This is a genomic window from Sphingomonas sp. Root720 (assembly GCF_001428605.1).
In the GTDB taxonomy this organism is placed as follows: Bacteria; Pseudomonadota; Alphaproteobacteria; order Sphingomonadales; family Sphingomonadaceae; genus Rhizorhabdus.
In genome coordinates this window covers 880,129-899,814 of sequence record NZ_LMID01000001.1, presented here as the reverse complement: position 1 = coordinate 899,814, position 19,686 = coordinate 880,129, and the positions used below count along the sequence as shown (strand labels likewise).

Sequence of the window (19,686 nt, the reverse complement as noted above, 5' to 3'; positions counted from 1 at the left end):
CTCGCCGTCCCGTCCCCTGGTCTAGCGGTCGGCGAGCGCCCGGGCCGCGAGGCCCGCGCAATCGGCGTCGGTCGCGACCGGTTCCTTCTCGCCGTCGATCGCGCGCCCGATGCTCTTGAACAGCTTGCCGACCACGCCGCCCTTGCCGGGCAGGGCGACATCGGGTTCCTTCAGCGTGCCGGTGATCAGCACCGGGCCGACGAGGCGCAGTCCGGCGCCCTGCTTGGGCGTGCCCCGCATCTCGAGCGCCAGGCGTTCCTCGGCCAGCATGATCCGGCCCGTCATCTCGGTCCGGGCCCGGCTGGTGTCGACGATCATCGGATCGACGGTGGCGACGCCGCCGCTGGCGTCGAGGCGGATCGCGGCGCAGCGCAGCCGGGCCAGCTCGCTCCGGCTGCCGAAGACGCCGCCGAGCAGGTCCTGGCCGAGCAGCGCCGCGGTCCGGACGGGCAGGGTGCCGCCCTGTCCGACGATGCCGATCATGCCGCTCGACCGGCCGATCGCGGCGCGGACGGTGTCGCCCGGGCCGGTCAGCCGCATCCGCCCGGTCAGGCCGCCGTCGATCCGCGTATCGGGCGCGAAGTCGACGATGCGGCCGTTCCGCAGCATCAGGTCGAGCGACAGGACCGGACCGTCGCCGTCGCGCTGCTCGATGCGCAGCTTGCCCGCCATCGTGCCGTGGGTCAGGCCGAGCCGGAGGTCGTCGACCGTCAGCAGGCCGTGATCGAGCCGGATCGTGCCGTCGAGCGACCGGAAGGGCGAGGGGCCCGGCCACAGCAGCCGCTCGGCGTGGACGCGCAGCGTGCCATCGGTCCGGCGGACATTGTCGAGATCGATCGCCGTGTCGGGAAAGACGCGCGGGCCGAAGCGCCAGCGTTTCTCCATCGCGATCGAGCGACTGCGCGCGTCGGAGAGATCGTCGAAGTCGAACCGGCGCGCCCGCACGGTGCCGTCGATGACGTGACGGCCGGCCCGCTTCCGGATGGTCGCCTCGCCGGCGATGTCGGACCGGCCGACCGTGCCCTTGAGCCGCGTCACGGTCCAGTCGTTCCCGTCGCGCCGCGCATGGGCGCGCAGGTCGACGGGCTGGGTCCGCGGCAGGCCGGCCTCGACCACCGCATCGACATAGGAGAGGTTGTTCGCCCGGGCCCGCACATCCATGTCGAGATGGCCGACGTCGAGCGGGCGCGCCATGGCACCGTCGAGCGCCATGGTCATGGCCTTTCCGTCGATCATGACCCGGAAGGGCCAGCGTCCCGTCCCGCCGACCGGCGCGGCGCGCACGCCGATCGACACGGGGGCGCCGAGAACATCGCCCCGGCCCTCTATGGTCATGCCCTTGGGGCCGGCGACGATCGTGGCCGCCATCGTGCGGCGCCGCCGGGCGTCGCGATAGCTTATCCTGCCGTTGGCGATCGACAGGCCGTCTATGCTCGGCGGCCGTCCGCCGGACCCGGCTTCTCCGGCCGCCCGCCAGTTCTCGCGCCCGTCGGCGGTGCGAACCAGGTCGAGGGACATCCCGTCGATCCGTACCGAGTGCGCATGGAAGCCGCGCCGCAGCAGTCCTGCCAGCGGTACGGTGACGACCAACCTATCGACGCGGGCCAGATCGCCTCGACCGGCCCATGCGGCCTGCGGCACGCGCAGGTCGCGCACTTCGATCACCGGAGCGAAGGAGAAGCGGTCGATCCGCCGCAGCGTGCCGATCGTGACCGTCCGTCCGAAATGCTTCGACAGCGCGCGCTCGGCAGGTTCTCTCAACAGGCCCCAGGGAAAGGCCGCGACGAGCAGGGCGAGGAGCGCCAGGACCCCCGCCGCCAGCAAAAGCCAACGGCCGGCCCGGCGCGGCGGCGATGCCGCCGCTGCCGGGCCGGCCTCAAGGCCGGGGTCATGGCTGCTCCTCAGAAACGGACCCAAGGTGTCAGACGGCGGTGCTCTGCACCACGGCGTGGCTGCCTTCGTCGCTGGGCTTGATCTTGCCGCCGAACAGCATCTTGATCTTGCCGGCCAGCGACATGTCCGCCTCCCACAGCTCGGCCTCGTCGATGTCGAAGCGGAGCAGGGCGAGGTTGGGATCGGTCTTGCCGCCGGGGAACCAGCTTTCGACCGGCTTCGACCAGAGCTTGTCGATCATCGCGGGGTCGTTATCGATCGTCGCCTGGCCCGACAGGCACGCGAAATAGTCCTGCCCCTTCGATACGAACTGGGCCATCGCCGGGCCGCCCTTCGCCAGCCGGTTGTCGCGGCCGATGAAGAAATAGATGCGGTCGACCTGGTCCTTGTCGAGCATCGCCGTCAGCGGCTCGGAATGTTCATGAGCGGAGGTAAGGCCCATCATCAGATAGGGACCGTCGCTGAGCTTTTCCCAAAGTTTCTCTTTCAGCTTGGCGGTATCGGTCATCATGCTCTCCTCATCGGTGTGGTGGGCGTCTTGCAAGCGGTCTTGCCGAAACAACGAAGCGAGGCGGCTCGGGTTGCGTCGCTATTTCAAGGCGCCTTCGCCGGGGACGAGGCGCGATAGGCGGCAGGGCCCGACCTTGCCGAGACAGCTTCGGCAAACCCCTCTCGCCGCGCCAGCCCGACCGAAGCATCCCCGTGCGCGAGCGAAAATTCCGAAGGTCCGGACTGCGGTGACCTGCGCCGGGCGGCGTCTCTCGCCAAAGCGGGAGCGGACGAGGCATGGCGACGGGATCGATCGGGCTGGCGGAGACGGGGGTGGAGGCGTTCGCCCCGCCCGGCGTGGACCCGCTGTCCGCGGGCTCGCCCGAAACCCCCGTCGCCGATCGCCGGCAAGCGCCGCGCATCGCCTTCTTCTTCAATGCCCAACCGCACCAGATGCTGCACGGGATCACCAGTGCCGAGGAACTGGCGCTCGGCTGGCGGGCGGAGGTCGACATCCTTTCCTCGACCAGGGTCAACCTCGATCTGGCCCGCGCCGCGATCCTTCCGGAGAGCCAGCCGTTGCTGCGCTTCGAGCAGGTGGGATCGCCGCTCGTCCGCGCGCTCGCGGCGCGGCTCGGGTGGGTGGTGCCGCCCAAGCTCCCGACCCTGCTCGCGATCCGGCGCCGGATGAACGGTTATGACGCGATCGCCCTGCCCGAACGGACATCGATCCTGCTCCGTTTGCTGGGCGTCGCCCGGCCGCGCTTCATCCATATCGACCATGGCGCCGGCGACCGGGCGGCGGGCTTCGACCGGCGCATCGCGCGGTTCGATTTCGCGCTGATGGCAGGGGAGAAGCAGCGCCGCCGCATGCTCGAGGACGGGCTGGTGCGCGAGGGGCACAGCGCCATCGTCGGCTATCCCAAGTTCGAGGCGGCCGACCGGCTGCGCGACCGGAACTGGAACCCCTTCGCGGTCGAACGGCCGATCATCCTCTACAACCCGCATTTCTCGCCGACGCTCGGATCCTGGCGCAGCCACGGCTTCGAGCTGGTCCGCCGGATCGTCGATGCCGACCGCTATAATCTGATCATCGCCCCGCACATCCGGCTCTGCGACACGCGCGGCGGGCGAGCGGAGGCGGAAGCGGTGTTCGGCCCGTTCGCCACGCGGTCGCATGTCCATGTCGACTATGGCAGCGAACGATCGATCGACATGACCTACACCAGCATGGCCGACATCTATCTGGGCGACGTCAGCAGCCAGGTCTATGAATATCTACGCCGGCCGCGCCCCTGCCTGTTCGTCAACAGCAACGGTCGCATGTGGCGGGGCGATCCCAACCATGATCACTGGCGCTTCGGCCCCGTGATCGACGGTGTCGAGCAGGTGGTTCCCGCCATCGAGCAGGCGATCGTCGGCCATCGCGATTTCGCGACCGTCCAGAGGGCGGCGTTCCGCGATACGTTCGACCTGCGCGACGGCGAACGCAGTTCGCATCGCGCCGCCGCGGCGATCGCCGGCTTTCTGGGGCTCGAGCCCCGGCTGGCGGAACGCGTGGCCTATTCGCCGCTATAGGCGTCTTCGGCATAAGGATCGAACGCGCTCTTGCGCAGCTCGATGGTGAAGGTCGTGCCTTCGCCCGGCGCGCTCTCGCAATCGATCCTGCCGCCATGGCGCGCGACGACCGTGCGGACGAAGGCGAGGCCGAGCCCGACCCCTTCGCGCGGCCCCTGCTGAAAGCGCGAGAAGAGACCCGCGAGCTGCGTCTCGTCCATGCCGACGCCCCTGTCGGCGACCGCGACGCGGATATGGCCGTCCGCCTCCTCGACCGAACAGCGGACGCCCATGCCGGGATCGCTATATTTGATGGCGTTGCCGATCAGGTTGAGGACCGCGCGGGTCAGCAGCTGGCGATCGCCGTCGACCATGTGCGGATCGATCTCCGCGCCTTCGACCGTCACCTTGATCCCGCGCGCCTTCGCCACCGGCCACAGCGCGTCGGCGGCGTCGATCGCGATGTCGTTCATGTCGAGCGGTTCGTTGGCCATCGGCTTGGCCTCGGCACGGGCTAGCTGGACGAAGTCCTCGGCCAGTTCGAGCGTGCGGTTGGCCAGCCCCTCGATCCGGGTGGCGATCGCCTTCGGAACGCCGGTCTCGGGACCGCGCAGCAGCGATAGGATCGCCGACTGCGGTGCCCGCATGTCGTGGCTCAGCAGTTGCAGTGCCTCTTCCCTGTGGCGTTCGGCCTGCTTGAGGGCGCTGATGTCGACGATCCGGATGATCCAGCCGACCTGGGCGTCGGCGGCGTCGCGCTGCGCGACATAGCGGATGTCGAAGCTGCCCCCGTCCTCGGTCGCGGTCTCGGCGCCCCCCTGCACCGGGGCATCCGCGACGAAGGGCGAGAAGGAGATCCCCTCCGCCGCGCGGAAGCGATCGAGCAGGGCATGGAGATCGGCGCCGATCTCGCTCGACGCGCCGAGCCGGCGGGCGAGCCGGCGTCCTTCCGCGTTGGTCAGCGCCAGCCGGCCGTCGAGTCCGGCGACGAACAGGGCGTCGGGCAGGCGCCCGATCGCGTCGGACAGGAAGCGCCGAAGATCGCGCAGCCGGTCGATCGCCTGCAGCAGCAGCCCGGCCTGCAGCGTCACCTCGCGGTTGCTCAGCACGCGGTTGCGGCGGGGGAAGGCGTCGCCTTCGACCTCGAGCTGCCGCAGTTCGTCGTTCATGTAGCTGCCGATCGCCTGCAGCCGGCGCCAGCCCCACAGCGGATAGACGAACAGCAGCCCGATGAGCGCCGCGGACGGCGGCAGCCAGACATGGCCGAAGCGGAAGAGCAGGAAGCTGAGCAGCGGCAGCGCGATGACCAGCAGCAGGGCGAGATTCGCGTTGGCGCGGGGGCTGAGCCGCAGGAAACCGAGCAGCATGGTCCAGAGCGCGCAGAGCGCCAGCCACAATATCCAGGCCGGCGAGGCGGGGGTGATCGCGTCGCCCCGCAGCAGTGCGTCGAGCAGCTGCGCCTGGATCTCGACGCCCGCCATCTGGCTCGTCACCCCCGATGTCGGGGTGGGATAGCTGTCGCCCATGCCGTCGGCGGTGGCGCCGATGAGGACGTAGCGGCCCCTGATCAGTTCGGCGGGGACGCGGCCGTCGAGCAGGTCGACGAAGGATATGGTGCTGACATGGCCGGCGGTTCCGCCATAGGGGATCATCACCGGTCGCGCCTGCCACAGCCCCTCGCGCTCGCCGCCGGCGGCGCCGCGGGCCTGCTGGCCCGCCATCAGCGCCGACAGCTGAAGCCAGGAACGGCCGCCGCCGCCTTCTTCCAGATAGGCGGTGCGGATCACCCGGTCGTCGTCGAAGTGCAGGTTGACCTGGGCGATGCCGGCGGCGGCATCCTTCAGCGGGCCGGCGGGCAGGGCGACGTCGTAGGCCGCGCCGTTGGCGCCTGGCACGTCGATCACCATCGGCAGATAGGTGGGGCTGCGCCGCACCGCCGCGGCGAGCAGCGCGTCGTCGGCGGTGGGCTCGACGAACAGCACGTCGTAGCCGATCGCGCGCGGCTTCGCGTCGGCCAGCCGGTCGAGCGCGCGGGCGTGGATAGCGCGCGGCCAGGGCCAGCGGCCGATCGCCTGCAGGCTGCGATTGTCGATCGCGACGATCAGGATATCGGCGGGCGGCGGACGGCCCGACGCGGTCAGGACATTGTCATAGACGATATGGTCGAGCCGCTCGGTCAGGCGGCCGACCACCAGCGCGATGATCAGCAGCGTCGCGACGACCGCGACCGCGAACCATTCAGCGTAGAGGCGCTTGGACGGCGAAAGAGCGTGGCTGGATATGGCCGTGGCCGGTCATGCTGATCCGGAGCGGCCGGGGCTCGCTCCAGAGCTGGAAGGGCAGGGGTATCTCGCCTCCCGCGTCGGCGGCCGGTCCGGGCGCCGGTGCCGCGCGGCGCAGGCCGGGGGCATAGGTGCCCGGCAGGCCTTCCATCCCCGAGGCGGCGACCGCCGTCAGCCGGACGAAGAAGGTGGCGTTGGGGGGCAGCGTGAGACTGGCCCCCGGCGTATCGGTCTGCGTCTCCTCGATGATGTTGAGGAAGGCCACGTCGCTGGCGAGCTGGATTCGATAGGCCTTCGCCCCCTCGACCGGCTTGACGAGGATGTTCACGCCGCTGTCGGTCCGTTCGAGCTGCAGCAGCAGGGGCGGGGGCAGCAACGCGACCGGCGGTTCGGTTCCGGTCGGCGTGCTGACCGCGCCGAAGCCCTTCGGGACCATGACCTCGGACGGATCGGGGCCGGCCTCGACGCCCACCGTGCCGCCAACGACCTCGGTCAGCGCCGTGCCGCCGCTTTCGTCGATGCCGACCCGGAAGTCGGTGCCGCGCACGGCGGCGACCGACAGCGGCGTCGTCACCCGGAAATTGCTCGCCGGATCCTTCATCGGCGTGACGCTCGACCGCGAACGCCCCGCCTCGAGCTTGAAGTTCCGATCGAGCCCGCCGGTCAGCAGGATGCGGCGCAGCTTGTCGACGCGGATTCGGCTCTGCGAGGGCAATGCGATCGAGCTGCCGTCGGGCATGGCGATCGCGACCGAGGCGTTCGCACCGGTCTCGACGCGCATCCCCTGCCGCACCTCGCTGCCGAGCTCGGCCTGGCGGCCGTCGATCGTCACGGCGCCGCGAAAGGCGACGACCTGGGCGACGACCGGCACCGTCCGCAGCAGCCGGTCGGGAATCAGCAGCACCGAACCGATCGGAAGGCGGCGCGGGTCGGCGACCTTGTTGAGCCGCTGCACCTCCAGATAGTCGCCGCCCACGAGAAAGGCCTTGGCGAGCCCCGACAGCGTGTCGTCGGGCAGCACCGTGTAGCGGAACAACGGTTCCGCCGCCGGCTGGGCATGCGCCGGCACCGCGGCCAGCAGGGCCGCGGCGACAAGGAACAACCGGGATCGTCCGACCTGTGCCAGCGTCAACCCTCTTCGGCTTCGAGTGCCTCGAGCCGGTAGCCGTAGCTGTAGACGGGAATCAAGCGGAAGCCGCGTTCGGGACGGAGCCCGAGCTTGGCGCGGATGCGCGAGATATGCGCGTCGAGCGTGCGGGTCGGCAGGTCGGGGTTCCGGCCCCAGACGAGCTCCAGCAGATAGGAGCGCGACAATGGCCGGTGCATGTTGCGGAACAGCGTGGCCGCCAGCTCGAACTCCTTGGCGGTCAGGACGATATTCTCGCCCTCGACCGACACCATCTGCCGCGCCGGGTGCAGGACGAAGGGGCCGTAGGTCTCGTTGGCGCCCATCGCCTCGCGCGGGCCGGTGCGGCGGTGGATCGCGTTGATCCGGGCGAGCAGCACCGACGGTTGGACCGGCTTGATGACATAGTCGTCGGCGCCGGCGTCGAGCCCGGCGACGATGTCCTCGTCGCTGTTGCGGTTGGTCAGCAGCAGCGAGGGGACCGGCTTGTCCATATTCTCGCGCATCCACTTGATGATCTCGACCCCGCTCTTGTCGGGCATGTTCCAGTCGAGAATCACCAGGTCGAACGTGTCCTGCCGCAGCCGCGAGATCAGCGTCCGCGCGTTGGGAAAATCATAGCAATAATGACCGGCTTCGATCAGCGTCTGCGTGACGAACGCCAGCATAGCCGCCTCATCGTCGAGAACTGCGATGCGCATGCTATCGCCCGATGTTTTCGCGGCTGGATCGCTGGCCATGGCAGAGACCATGCCCGTCGCCACGTCCGATTCCAATAGCTGATGGCGGCGTTATGCCCATTAGTGCTCCCTCCGATTGCCCTGCGGATGGTTAGCTGTGTAGCCGCAGACGGGCGGGCACGAATGTGAGCAACTGCAAAGTTACAATTGTTTACAACGAGATCGGACCGATCGGACCCTATTGTCCGAAGCGGTGATGCCGGGTCGTCGATGATCGGGGGCGTCGGATGGGAGGGTTGCTCCCCCCTCGTCCGGCCGGTCTGCCTTGCCCTGGCAGGCCATGGAGATCACGGGCTCCGGCATCACCAACCCTCCCGTCCCATCCCCCGACGCGAATCGCGGCTCAGATGAACTGGGCGATTCCGTGCAGGCCGATGCCGATCAGGCCGCCGACGATGGTGCCGTTGACCCGGATATATTGAAGGTCGCGGCCGACCGCGTTTTCGAGCTGGCTGGTCACGGTGCCGGCGTCCCAGCTGCGGATCGTGTCCGACACCAGCTTGACGATGCCGTCGCCATAATCGGCGACGAGGCCCACCGTCATGCGCCGCGCGAAGCGGTTGACCGTCTCGCGCAGACGGGGATCGGTCTGGAGCGTGGCACCGAGCTGCTTGAGCGCCTCGCCGACCTGCCCGCTCAAGGCGGCGTTGGGGTCGCGCGCCGCCTCGATCAGGCGCAGGCGGGTGCTCTGCCACAGCGAGTCGAGCCAGGCCGCGACGGCGGGGCTCTCGATCAGCCCGGCCTTGATCCCGGCGACCTTCGCCTGCGTGTCGGGATCGTGCTGCAGCTTGCGGGCTAGATCCTCCAGCCCCTCCTGCGCCTTGAGCCGCAACGGATGATGCGGGTCGGTCGTCATGTCGTCGAGCAGCTTGTGCAGCCCTTCGACGATCGCGCCCGACAGCTTCTCGTCGAGGCCGGTCCAGCGCATCAGCTTGCCGGTCCGCGCCTGCACCATGTCGTGGATCATGCCCTCGTTGTGGAGCAGGATGCGGCTGGCCCAGCCGATCAGGCCGTCGAGCATCTCGGCATGGCGGTTCTCGACGATCGCGGCATCGAGCGAGCGGCCGAGCAGGGGGGCGACGTCGAATCCGCGCAGGCGGCTGGCCAGCGCGCCCTTCACCATCGCGCCGAGCCGGTCGTCGCCGAGCGATTCGAGGATGGTGGCGAGCGCGCGGCCGGCGCCGGCGCGGGTACGGCCGCCTTGCGGCGGGTTGGCGAGCAGCCGGCCGAGCGCGCCGGCGGCGTCGACCCGGTACATCCGGCGCGCCACCACCGACGCGGTCAGGAAGTTGACCCGCAGGAAGGCGGCGAGGCTGTCGCCGATCCGATCCTTGTTGCGCGGGATGATCGCGGTGTGCGGGATCGGCAGACCGAGCGGATGGCGGAAGAGGGCGGTGACCGCGAACCAGTCGGCCAGCCCGCCCACCATCGCCGCCTCGGCGAAGGCACGCAGATAGCCCCAGCCGGCGGCGGCACTGGGCGCCTCGTGCGAACGGGCGAGCAGGTAGAAGCCGGCCATGATGACGAGCAGCCCCGATGCGACGACGCGCATGCCGCGCACGCCACCCTGCGCGGGATTGAAGCGGTCGAGCCCGGTGGCCTGGAACAGGTTCATGCGAACAGAATGGACGGCCGGGCGGAATGTTCAACCGAAACGATCATTGCAGGTGTCATTCGCTTCGCTTCCATTCTCCCGAGATCCCCGCTCCCGCCGGATGACGCGAAGGGAAATGGGGCGCCGCAGGACGGCAGCGAGATCCCGGCTTTCGCCGGGACGACGGCAAGAGGAGAGAGCGACGGGCTAGGCCGGCCTATTCCGCCGGCTGGGTGCTGGCATCGCCCGGCTTGTGCTCCTCGTTGTTGACGAGCAGCTTGCCGAGCCGCGGCCCGATCCACTTTTCCATGTCGTCGGCCAGGGTGAAGCCCGCCGGGACGATGATGAGGGTGAGGATGGTCGACATGGCGATGCCGCCGATCACGCAGACCGCCATCGGCGCGCGCCAGCTGCCGTCGCCCGACAGGCCGATCGCGATCGGGACCATGCCCGCGATCATCGCGACCGAGGTCATCACGATTGGCTGGGCGCGTTTATGGGCGGCCTCGAGGATCGCGTCGAAGCGGTTGGCGCCGTGGCGCATCTCCTCGATCGCGAAGTCGACCAGCAGGATCGAGTTCTTGGCGACGATGCCGAACAGCATCAGCAGGCCGATATAGACCGGCATCGAGATCGGCATGCCCCAGATCCTGAGGAACAGGATGCCGCCGAGCGGCGCGAGCAGCAGCGACGCCATGTTGACGAAGGGGGGCAGGACCCGCTTGTAGAGGAGGACCAGCACCGCGAACACCAGCAGGACGCCCGAGACGACGGCGATCAGGAAGCCGGCGATGAGGTCGTCCTGGAATTCCTGCTCGCCGAACTTAACCTCGCGGACGCCCGCCGGCAGGTTCTTCATGATCGGCGTGGCATAGATATATTTATAGGCGTCGCCGCTTACCGCCCCCGGCACCAGGTCGGCACCGACGACGAGGCGGCGGACCTGGTTGTAGCGGCGGATCTTCGACGGCCCGGCGCCGAAGGTGATGTCGGCGACGACCTTCAGCGGCACGGTACCGCCGAAGCTCGTCTGCACGGGCATGTTCTCGATCGACGAAAGATCGCGGCGCGATTCCTCGCTCAGCGAGACCCGGATCGGGATCTGGCGATCGCTGAGCGAGAATTTCGCCATGTTCTGCTCGATGTCGCCCAGGGTCGCGATGCGGATCGCGTTGCTGAGCGCGGCGGTGGTGACGCCGAGATCGGCGGCGAGGTCGAGGCGCGGCTTGATGATCAGCTCGGGACGCTGGATATCGCCGTCGATGCGCGGGTCGCGGACCAGCGTGCTTTTGCGCATCTGCTCGATCAGCGCGTTCGCGCTCTGCTGGAGCTTCTCGGGATCGTCGCCCGCCAGCATGACCGTGAGGTCGCGGCCGAAGCCGCCCGACTGCGACACGAAGTTGACGCGCGCGTCGGGGATCTTGTTGAGCAGGGAGGCGGTCTCGCGCTCGAACTCGATGCTCGAACGATCGCGTTCCTTGGCGGGCTTGAGCGTGATGTAGATCGACGCGAAGCGGGTATCGCCGCCGTCGCCGATATCGGCGAAGGCCGCGGCCACCTCGGGCTGCCGGCGTAGCACCGCAATCGCCTCGTCGGCGACCTTCTGGGTGTCCTGCGCGACCCGCGCGCCGGGCGTGAGCTCGATCTTCACCTGGCTATAGTCGACGTCGAGCGCCGGCTGGAACTGCGACGGCGAGGTCGCGAACAGCCCGATGGTCAGGAGCAGGGCGAGGACACCGATGCCGATCGTCTTCCAGCGGTTGACCAGCGACCATTTGAGCAGCTGGATATATTTGTCCATCACCGGCCCGCCGCCATGTTCCTTCATGCCCTCGGCCTTCAGGAAATAGGCGGCGATCATCGGGGTGATGAGGCGCGCGACGGCGAGGCTCATCACCACCGCCACCGCGACGGTCAGGCCGAACTGTTCGAAGAACTGGCCCGGAATGCCCGGCATGAACGACACCGGCAGGAACACCGCGACGATCGACATGGTCGTCGCGACGACGGCCAGGCCGATCTCGTCGGCTGCATCCATCGACGCCTGGTAGGCGCTCTTTCCCATGCGCATGTGGCGGACGATGTTCTCGATCTCGACGATCGCGTCGTCGACGAGGATGCCCGCGACGAGGCTGAGCGCCAGCAGGCTGATCGTGTTCAGCGTGAAGCCCATCAGGTCCATGAACCAGAAGGCCGGGATCGCCGACAGCGGAATCGCCAGCGCCGAGATGAAGGTCGCCCGCCAGTCGCGCAGGAAGAAGAAGACGACGATGACCGCGAGCACCGATCCCTCGATCATCGCGTGGATCGCCGAGGTATATTGCTGCTTGGTGTAGATGACGCTGGTGTAGAGCTCGGTGAACTTGACCTTGGGGTTCTCCTTGCGGAGCTCCGCAAGCACCTTCTGCGCGGCGTCGTAGACCTTGACGTCCGAAGCGCCCTTGGCCTTCTGGATGCCGATCGACAGCACCTGACGACCGTTCATCTTCGAGATCTGGCGCTGCTCGCCATAGGAGTCGCGCACCTTCGCGATGTCGGCGAGGCGGATGGTGCGGCCGTCGCCGACCGAGATCTGGGTCTGCCCCAGCTCATAGGCCGAGGAGGCATTGCCGAGCACGCGCACCGACTGTTCGGCGCCGGCCAGTTCGGCGCGACCGCCGGCCGCGTTGAGGTTCACCGTCCGCAGGATGTTGTTGACCTGGCTCGCGGTCACGCCCTGCGCCTGCATGCGCGCGGGATCGAGGATGACGCGAATCTCGCGGGTCACGCCGCCGCTCCGGAACACCGCCGCCATGCCGTCGATCGCCTGGAGCCGCTTGATGACGGTGTTGTCGGTGAACCAGCTCAGCTGCTCCAGCGTCATGTCGACGCCCTCGACCGAATAATAGGCGATCGGGCCGCCCTCGACGTCGAGCCGCTGCACGGTCGGCTCGAGAATGCCTTCGGGCAGTTCGCCGCGGATCTTGGCGACGGCGTCGCGCACGTCGTTGACCGCGCGGTCGACCGGGGTGCCGAGGTGGAACTCGACATTGGTGCCCGACATGCCCTCGGTGACGTAGGAGGTGATCGACTTCACATTGCCGATCGAGGCCACGGCGGCCTCCACCCGGCGGGTGATCTGCGTCTCCATCTCGGTCGGTGCCGCGCCCGGCTGGGTGATCTGGACCTCGGCCGCCGGGAAGCTGATGTCCGGCATCTGGTTGATGTCCATCCGCGCGAAGCTGATCAGCCCCGCGAGGGTGAGGGCGGCGAACAGGACGATGGGCGGGATCGGGTTCTTGATCGCCCAGGCGGAGATATTACGCATGCCGGGATGCTCCGATCGATCAGCGCGCGAGCGCGTCGGGCTTGGCGAGCTGCGGCGTCACCTTGTCCCCGGGATTCAGGAAGGCGCCCGCCGACAGTACGACCTTCTCGTCGCCGCGCAGGCCCGAGAGGATGGCGATGCCCTCGTCCGAGATGCCGCCGACCTTCACGTCTTGGCGGACCACCTTCCGGTTCTTGTCCACGACGTAGACGAACGAGCCCTTGTCGTCGCTCTGTACCGCGGACTCGGGCAGGCGCGGCGCCGAGACGCGGCCGCTGGTGATCGTCGTGGTGGCGAAGCCGCCCGGGCGCAGCGCCGGATCATAGGCGAGCTGGATACGAGCGACGCCCTGGCGGGTCTGCGGATCGATGACCGGCGAGATCTGCCAGATGGTGCCGGTAAAGGATTTGCGACTACCGATGGGGGTCACTTGCGCGGTGTCGCCGACCTTGAGGCGCGCGAGGTCCTGCTCGGCGAGCTGGGCGCGGATCTCCATCTCGCCGCCTTTGGCGACGCGAAACAGGGCGCCGTTGCCGGGATTGACGACTTGGCCCGGCTCGACCGCGCGGGTCAGCACCAGGCCGGCGGCGGGCGAACGGACGTTCAGGCGACCGATCTGGGCACGCTGCTCGCCGAGCTGGGCCTGGGCGACCGCGACCCGCGCGACGGCGGCATCGCGCGTCGCGGTGCGGCGGTCGATGTCGGCCTTGGAGATGAAGCCGCGCGCCACCAGCGCCTTGGCGCGATCGAGTTCGGCCTGCGCTAGTTGGGCATCCGCGCGGGCGACCCGGACCGAGGCGGCGAGCGAATTGGCCTGCTGCGCCTGGACGGAGCGTTCGATCACGGCCAGCGTCTGGCCGGCGCCAACCCAGGCGCCGGGTTCGACGAGCACCGTCTGCACCATGCCGCCCTCGCCGGCGATGCCGACGGGCATCTCGCGCTTGGCGAACAGGGTGCCGGTCGACGAGATCGTCGAGGCGATGTCGGTACGGCCGGGGACGATCACCGTCACGCCTGGAGCGGGCGGGGCGGCCGGAGCCTCCTTCTTTCCCCCGAAGATCATCATCCCCACGACCACGGCCACGATCAGCGCGGCGACGACCCCGCCGATGATGATCCAGCGGCGGCGGCGTGCCTGCGCGTCATCATAGTCGAAGGCCGTGTAGTCGGTCTGGATGCCGGATTCGACGTTCATCCCCATAGCTTTCCATTGTCGCCCCGGCGGGGCCCTGCTGTTCGATCGAGCTGTATTATCTCAATATGTCACCTCGCTCAAGAGGAGCGATGCGAGCGCATGCGATCCCGCCGCGGGGGGCCTGGATCATTTCGCCGCCGTAAGGCGTTCATGCCCCGTGCAGCGAGGATCGTTATGCGGGGCATCTAGCAGCCGCGGCCTTCGCGGCCAAGCAGGAGCGGAACCGAAATGGGACATGAATTGCTGAAGACCGGTTTTGCCGTGCCGCTGGCGCTGGCGCTGATGGCGCCGGCTTCGGCGCAGGAACCGGCGCATGCCGGCCCGCCGGCCATCGCCGGCACCCGCCTCGATATCGTCGCGAGCGGCGAAGTGACCGCGGTGCCCGACATCGCGACCGTGGGCGCGGGCGTCGTCACCCAGGCGCCGACCGCGGCCGCGGCGATGAGCGAGAATGCCCGCCGCACCGCCGCCACCGTCGCGGCGATCCGCAAGGCGGGCGTGGCCGACCGCGACATCCAGACGACCTCGATCTCGCTGAGCCCGCAATATCGCTATGCCGACAACCAGCCCCCGGTGATCACCGGCTATCAGGCGTCGAGCCGGGTGAGCGTGCGGTTCCGCGATATCAAGAAAGCGGGACCGATTCTCGATTCGCTGGTCGCCGCCGGCGCCAACCAGATCGACGGGCCGGCGCTGTCGATCGACAAGCCCGAGCCGCTGCTCGACCAGGCGCGCCAGAAGGCGATCGTCGAGGCGCGGGCGCGGGCCGACCTCTATGCGCGTGCCGCCGGACTGTCGGTGAAGCGGATCGTCGCGATCAGCGAGGGGAGCTTCGAGCAGGCCCCGCGCCCGCCGATGATGATGATGGCCCGCGGCAAGGAGGCCGCCGACAGCTCGATCGAGGCCGGCGAGCAGAAGCTGGCGATCAGCCTGTCGGTGACGTTCGAGCTAAACTGACCGGCACGGCGCCGGTCCTTCGCGCTTCGAGGCGGTCGATGTTTCCGGCCGCCTCGAACGCGGCTAGCGGCGCGGGCCGGCCTTCCAGTCGCGATGGGGTCGGATATCCGGTCGCGGCGGCGTCCGCGTCGATCGGAAGCCGCGCTCCTTCGGGGTGGCACGGGGCCGCGGCTTGCGACGGATCAGGTCCGACAGCACGACGACGACCAGAAACGCGACGAAGAGGCCGGCGAGCAGCAGCCTGATGTGCGAACTGTCCATGGCGCATGTCTCCAAAGAACGGCTTGTTCGGAACGCTAAGCTGTTACCTGGCAAGATTGCGCTACTGGATGCACGCCGACCGGCCGCCGGGCCGGGTCGAGCCTGCGATCATAGACCTTTTCGGCAGCCCAGGCAAAGGGCCGGCCGATTCGTCCGGGATCACGGGGTATCAATCACCGCCGCCCTCGTCCCGCGCGAACGGGCGCAGGCGGATGCGGGTGCGGTGGTCGTCGGCGGCGATGCCCGATCCTTCGAGATTCTGGCCGCGATAATAATGCTTCTGCCATTTCTGAGCGGCGGCCTCGGTGTCGGGGGTGTGCAGGGTCGCGAGGAAGTTGGCGCGGCTGGCAGTCCAGGCCTCGAACTCGGCGTGCAGCTCGGGGTTGACCTCGATCGAATGGAATTCGGGCTCGAGCCGTTCGAGCTCGCCGCGTTTCGTCGGGAAGACATGGCAGAAGGGCTCGCCCGCCTCGAAGCGGATCACCGTGTTCGGGCGGGTGAACTGCCAGTTCATCGTGAAGGTGAACGGCGTCCAGTCGGTCTCGACGATGCCGGTCAGCGGCGCGATCGCGTCCTTGGGCCGGTTGATCGGCCCCTGCACCATGAGGTCGTAGCCCGGCTCGGTGCGGAACACGGCGGAGACGTGGAAGGTCATGATGCCGTAGCCGAAATGGCTGACGGCCGGCTTCTGGCCTTCCTGGTCGGGCGTGATGGCGATCGCGTCGGTAGCGAGCCGGCCGTCCCACCAGGCCGAGAATCCGGAGGTGCAGAGAATCTCCCAGCCATGCGCGTTGGCGATGGTCAGCGGCAGGCAGCGATAGGCGTAGCGCTGGTCGGTGGCGTCCATCCAATCGCGTTCGTGCGGTGCGGGCCTGATATCGAGCGGCTGCCGGGGCAGCCCATAGGCGATCAGCTTGGAACGATTGGACATTGGATGGTCGGCCCCGGCAACGATGACGCGGGAGCGGCGCGATGCGCGGCGCCCCGAGCAGGTCTAGGGCCGGGGAGCGCGCAAGAAAAGAGCCGCCGGAGCGTCTCCGGCGGCTCTACGCTTCGGTCTTTTACGGAGACGATGCGATCAGCGCATCGAGCCGCGACGCACCAGATTGACGATCGCCAGCAGGACCACCGCGCCCACGAAGGCGCTGATCCAGCCATAGATGCCGCCGCCGCCCAGCGACGGGCCGAACAGCACGCCCCCGATGAACGAGCCGATGATGCCGACGATGATGTTGAGGATGATGCCCTGTTGCGCGTCGGTGCGCATCAGGATGCTTGCCAGCCAGCCGATGATACCGCCGACGATAAGGAAAATGATCAGATTCATGGGGGTCCTCCTGTCAACTGCCGCGCCTGATCCCAGCCGAGAGCCGTTGCGGGAATTACGTTCGAGCCCGACGCTTGTTCCTTTCGTGCACGTTTGGGTGGCGGCCGTCGTCATTTCCCCAACGAAAAAGGGCCCGCCCCCGAAGGGACGGGCCTGCCAGCCACCCGCAAGGCGCGGCGGCGGTCAGTATTTCTGCTGGCGCTCGTAGAGCGACTTGTAGTGCTGGATGCGGGTCACGCGCAGGCCGGGCATGCCCGACCGCTCGACCGCGCGCTGCCACCCAGCGAATTCCTCGACGCTGAGGTCGTAGCGCTGGCAGACATCATCGACGCTCAGCAGCCCGCCGCTGACCGCCGCGACCACTTCCGCCTTGCGGCGGACGACCCAGCGGGTGGTGCCCGCCGGGGGGAGGCTGTCGAGCGTGAGTGGCTCGCCGAGGGGGCCGATGACCTGATGCGGACGGAACTTCTGATTCTCAAGCATGCGATACCTCGAACATGGTCGAACGACCTGACTGCGTTTCCCGGCGCCGGACTATCCGCCCGGTCTTCAAGGAAAGTTTGCGTTGAAGGGTAAACCGGCAGGTCACCATCTTTTCACGACCTGATGTTGAACAGCGCGGCCGCCGCGGCGTGGAAGCTGCCATGCGCTTCGCGCGCCGCAGCCGCCGCCTTCTCGGGCCCGGAGAGCAGCACGGCCATGGCGGGATGGGCGGCATGATCGGGATGGTCCCCGGCCCACTCCCCGTCGCGCGCCAGCCGCGCGGTCGGGGTGGCCGCCTGGTGCTGGGCGAGCAGGGCACGGAGCGCGTCGAAATCGAGCGTTGCCTCGGCCGGTTCGGCGCCGTCGACCCGGAACTCGTTGATGTTGATCTTCATGGTCGCGCTGCCCGTTTGCCCTGTCAGCACAAGAAACGGCCTGGCGGAGGAAATCTTTAGGAAAAAATCGAGTGATTTTGCGGGATTTGACCCAAGCTGCTATGGGCGCCCCGATGAACCCGGAATTCCAGCTCGAAAGCCGCGCGGCAGAGTCGCTCGCCGGTGCCCGCATCGTCGTCGCCATGTCGGGCGGGGTCGACTCCTCGGTGGTCGCCGCGCTCGCGGCGGCGAGCGGCGCCGAGACGATCGGCGTGACCCTCCAGCTCTACGATCATGGCGCCGCCGTCGGCCGCACCGGCAGTTGCTGCGCCGGGCAGGACATCCGCGATGCCCGCGCCGTCGCCGACAAGCTCGGCATCGCCCATTATGTCTTTGATTACGAAACCCGTTTCCGGGATTCGGTGATCGCCGACTTCGCCGACGAATATGCCGCCGGGCGCACCCCGATCCCCTGCGTGCGCTGCAACCAGGGGGTGAAGTTCACCGACCTGTTCGGCATCGCCCGCGACCTCGGCGCCGATTGCCTCGCGACAGGCCATTATGTCCGCCGCATGATCGGCGCCGGCGGCCGCGCCGAACTGCATCGCGCCGCCGATCCGGCGCGCGACCAGAGCTATTTCCTGTTCGCGACCACGGGGGACCAGCTCGACTATCTGCGCTTCCCGCTCGGCGCCATGCCCAAGCCGCGGGTCCGCGAGATCGCGGCCGAGCTCGGCCTGGGGGTGGCGGCCAAGCCCGACAGCCAGGATATCTGCTTCGTGCCCGACGGCGATTATGCGAGCATCGTCAAGCGCTTGCGCCCCGAAGCCGCCGAGGAGGGCGACATCGTCGGGCTCGACGGCCGGGTGCTCGGCCGGCATCGCGGGCTGATCCACTTCACCGTCGGCCAGCGCCGCGGGATCGAGATCGGCGGCAGCCCGGAGCCGCTCTACGTCGTGCGGCTCGAGCCGGACACGAAGCGCCTTGTCGTCGGCCCGCGCCGTGCGCTGGCGGTGTCGGCGGCGCTGCTCGACGACGTCAACTGGATCGGCGAGGGCCATGAAGGCCCGGTGACCGCCAAGGTCCGCTCGCTCGCCAAGCCGGTTCCGGCGCGGTTCGAGGGCGGCACGGTCCGCTTCGACCAGCCCGAATATGGCGTGGCGCCAGGCCAGGCCGCGGTGCTCTATGCGGGCGATCGGGTGCTGGGTGGCGGCTGGATCCGCGAGACGGTCGCCGCCGAGCTTGCCGTAGCGGCCTGAGCCTTCCTCGGAACGACGGCGGATGTGACGATCGGGATGTCATGACAGCGTGAACACCCCCTCGATCACCGTCACGCAACGGCCGCCGAGGATCACCCGGTCGCCCGCCAGCGTAACGTCGAGATACCCGCCGCGCTTCGACGCCTGATGGGCGGTGAAGGCGTCGCGGCCGAGCTGCTTCGCCCAGTAGGTCGCCAGCAGGCAGTGCGCCGATCCGGTGACGGGATCCTCGTCGATCCCGGCGCCCGGCGCGAAGGCGCGGCTGACGATGTCGGTGTCGCTGCCGGGCGCCGTGGCGATGAACAGCGTGTCGCCAAAGCTGCGCATCGCACGAAAATCCGGTTCCAGGGCGATGACTTCAGCGGCGGTCGCAAAGCGGAACAGGGCATAGCCGCCGTCGCGCCACAGCGTCTCGACCGGGGATCCGCCGAGCGCCGCCACATGATCGGGAAGAGGTTTCGGCGTCATCTGCCAGGCGGGCAGGGCGAGGCGATAGCCCTCGCCGTCGCGGGCGACCTCCAGCGGGCCGGACTGCCGCGTCATGAAGCGCACCCGCTCGACCGCCGGGTTGCGCGACAGCAGGACATGGCCGGTCGCCAGGGTCGCATGGCCGCACAGCGCGACCTCGACCTCGGGCGTGAACCAGCGCAGCTCGAAATCGGCCTCGGGCCCCGCCCAGCCGACGATGAAGGCGGTCTCGGCGAGATTGTTCTCGGCGGCGATCGCCTGCAGGGTCGCGTCGTCGAGCCAGGCCTCGAGCGGCATCACCGCGGCCGGATTGCCGGTGAAGGGGCGGTCCGCAAAGGCGTCGACCTGCTGAAACGGGATCTTCACGGGTGGTT

At 68.7% G+C, this 19,686-nt stretch carries 17 protein-coding genes; 3 read left to right on the top strand and 14 right to left on the bottom strand.

What is annotated here, in order from left to right; all coding sequences use genetic code 11:
- Positions 1–21: 21 nt before the first annotated feature.
- Both ASE22_RS04070 and ASE22_RS04065 read right to left on the bottom strand, forming a co-directional pair.
- Positions 22–1,917 carry an AsmA family protein gene (locus tag ASE22_RS04070; protein ID WP_443028905.1) on the bottom strand — a complete coding sequence of 632 codons (1,896 nt, stop codon included), beginning with the start codon at positions 1,915–1,917 and terminating at the stop codon, positions 22–24.
- Between the two features lie 4 nt (positions 1,918–1,921).
- A complete protein-coding gene (locus tag ASE22_RS04065) occupies positions 1,922–2,401 on the bottom strand; it encodes a pyridoxamine 5'-phosphate oxidase family protein (protein WP_056356315.1) in 480 nt (159 codons plus the stop codon).
- Positions 2,402–2,679: 278 nt separating this feature from the next.
- Here ASE22_RS04065 and ASE22_RS04060 point away from each other — a divergent pair, with 278 nt between their 5' ends.
- Entirely contained in the window at positions 2,680–3,960 is a 1,281-nt protein-coding gene (locus ASE22_RS04060; RefSeq protein WP_056355283.1) for a hypothetical protein, read from the top strand.
- Here ASE22_RS04060 and ASE22_RS04055 read toward each other — a convergent pair.
- From ASE22_RS04055 to ASE22_RS04030, 6 genes are all read right to left on the bottom strand, one after another.
- Positions 3,945–6,221 (bottom strand): CHASE2 domain-containing protein, encoded by a 2,277-nt coding sequence (locus ASE22_RS04055; protein WP_056355281.1) that lies wholly within the window; start codon positions 6,219–6,221, stop codon positions 3,945–3,947. The two genes, ASE22_RS04060 and ASE22_RS04055, sit on opposite strands and share 16 nt — an antisense overlap.
- Positions 6,178–7,323, bottom strand: a complete 1,146-nt coding sequence (locus ASE22_RS04050; RefSeq protein WP_056355278.1) for a FecR domain-containing protein — start codon at positions 7,321–7,323, stop codon at positions 6,178–6,180. Before ASE22_RS04050 ends, ASE22_RS04055 begins: the two co-directional genes overlap by 44 nt.
- Before the next feature lie 26 nt (positions 7,324–7,349).
- Positions 7,350–8,048 (bottom strand): response regulator transcription factor, encoded by a 699-nt coding sequence (locus ASE22_RS04045; RefSeq protein WP_056356313.1) that lies wholly within the window; start codon positions 8,046–8,048, stop codon positions 7,350–7,352.
- A 382-nt stretch (positions 8,049–8,430) separates the two neighbouring features.
- Positions 8,431–9,702, bottom strand: a complete 1,272-nt coding sequence (locus tag ASE22_RS04040; RefSeq protein WP_056355275.1) for a DUF445 domain-containing protein — start codon at positions 9,700–9,702, stop codon at positions 8,431–8,433.
- A gap of 196 nt (positions 9,703–9,898) precedes the next feature.
- The gene (locus ASE22_RS04035; protein ID WP_056355272.1) at positions 9,899–12,988 is read right to left on the bottom strand and encodes an efflux RND transporter permease subunit; all 3,090 of its coding nucleotides are present in this window, start codon (positions 12,986–12,988) and stop codon (positions 9,899–9,901) included.
- Between the two features lie 19 nt (positions 12,989–13,007).
- The gene (locus ASE22_RS04030) at positions 13,008–14,183 is read right to left on the bottom strand and encodes an efflux RND transporter periplasmic adaptor subunit (RefSeq protein WP_056355269.1); all 1,176 of its coding nucleotides are present in this window, start codon (positions 14,181–14,183) and stop codon (positions 13,008–13,010) included.
- A gap of 228 nt (positions 14,184–14,411) precedes the next feature.
- Between ASE22_RS04030 and ASE22_RS04025 the strand changes: the two genes are divergently transcribed.
- Entirely contained in the window at positions 14,412–15,140 is a 729-nt protein-coding gene (locus ASE22_RS04025; RefSeq protein WP_056355266.1) for an SIMPL domain-containing protein, read from the top strand.
- 63 nt (positions 15,141–15,203) lie between these two features.
- Here the strand turns inward: ASE22_RS04025 and ASE22_RS04020 are convergent, their stop codons facing one another.
- From ASE22_RS04020 to ASE22_RS04000, 5 genes are all read right to left on the bottom strand, one after another.
- A complete protein-coding gene (locus tag ASE22_RS04020) occupies positions 15,204–15,401 on the bottom strand; it encodes a hypothetical protein (protein ID WP_056355263.1) in 198 nt (65 codons plus the stop codon).
- Positions 15,402–15,570: 169 nt separating this feature from the next.
- Positions 15,571–16,332, bottom strand: coding sequence for a DUF6065 family protein (locus ASE22_RS04015; protein WP_056355259.1), 762 nt, complete (start codon positions 16,330–16,332; stop codon positions 15,571–15,573).
- Between the two features lie 147 nt (positions 16,333–16,479).
- Positions 16,480–16,728, bottom strand: coding sequence for a GlsB/YeaQ/YmgE family stress response membrane protein (locus tag ASE22_RS04010; RefSeq protein WP_056355256.1), 249 nt, complete (start codon positions 16,726–16,728; stop codon positions 16,480–16,482).
- A 183-nt stretch (positions 16,729–16,911) separates the two neighbouring features.
- Entirely contained in the window at positions 16,912–17,211 is a 300-nt protein-coding gene (gene sciP, locus ASE22_RS04005; RefSeq protein ID WP_056355253.1) for a CtrA inhibitor SciP, read from the bottom strand.
- A gap of 113 nt (positions 17,212–17,324) precedes the next feature.
- On the bottom strand, positions 17,325–17,606 hold the full coding sequence (locus ASE22_RS04000) for a hypothetical protein (protein WP_056355250.1): 282 nt from the start codon (positions 17,604–17,606) through the stop codon (positions 17,325–17,327).
- 113 nt (positions 17,607–17,719) lie between these two features.
- On the opposite strand from ASE22_RS04000, the gene mnmA reads away from it, so the two are divergent.
- The gene (mnmA, locus tag ASE22_RS03995; RefSeq protein ID WP_056356311.1) at positions 17,720–18,844 is read left to right on the top strand and encodes a tRNA 2-thiouridine(34) synthase MnmA; all 1,125 of its coding nucleotides are present in this window, start codon (positions 17,720–17,722) and stop codon (positions 18,842–18,844) included.
- Between the two features lie 39 nt (positions 18,845–18,883).
- Here the strand turns inward: mnmA and ASE22_RS03990 are convergent, their stop codons facing one another.
- The gene (locus ASE22_RS03990) at positions 18,884–19,678 is read right to left on the bottom strand and encodes a PhzF family phenazine biosynthesis protein (RefSeq protein ID WP_056355247.1); all 795 of its coding nucleotides are present in this window, start codon (positions 19,676–19,678) and stop codon (positions 18,884–18,886) included.
- Positions 19,679–19,686 lie beyond the last annotated feature (8 nt).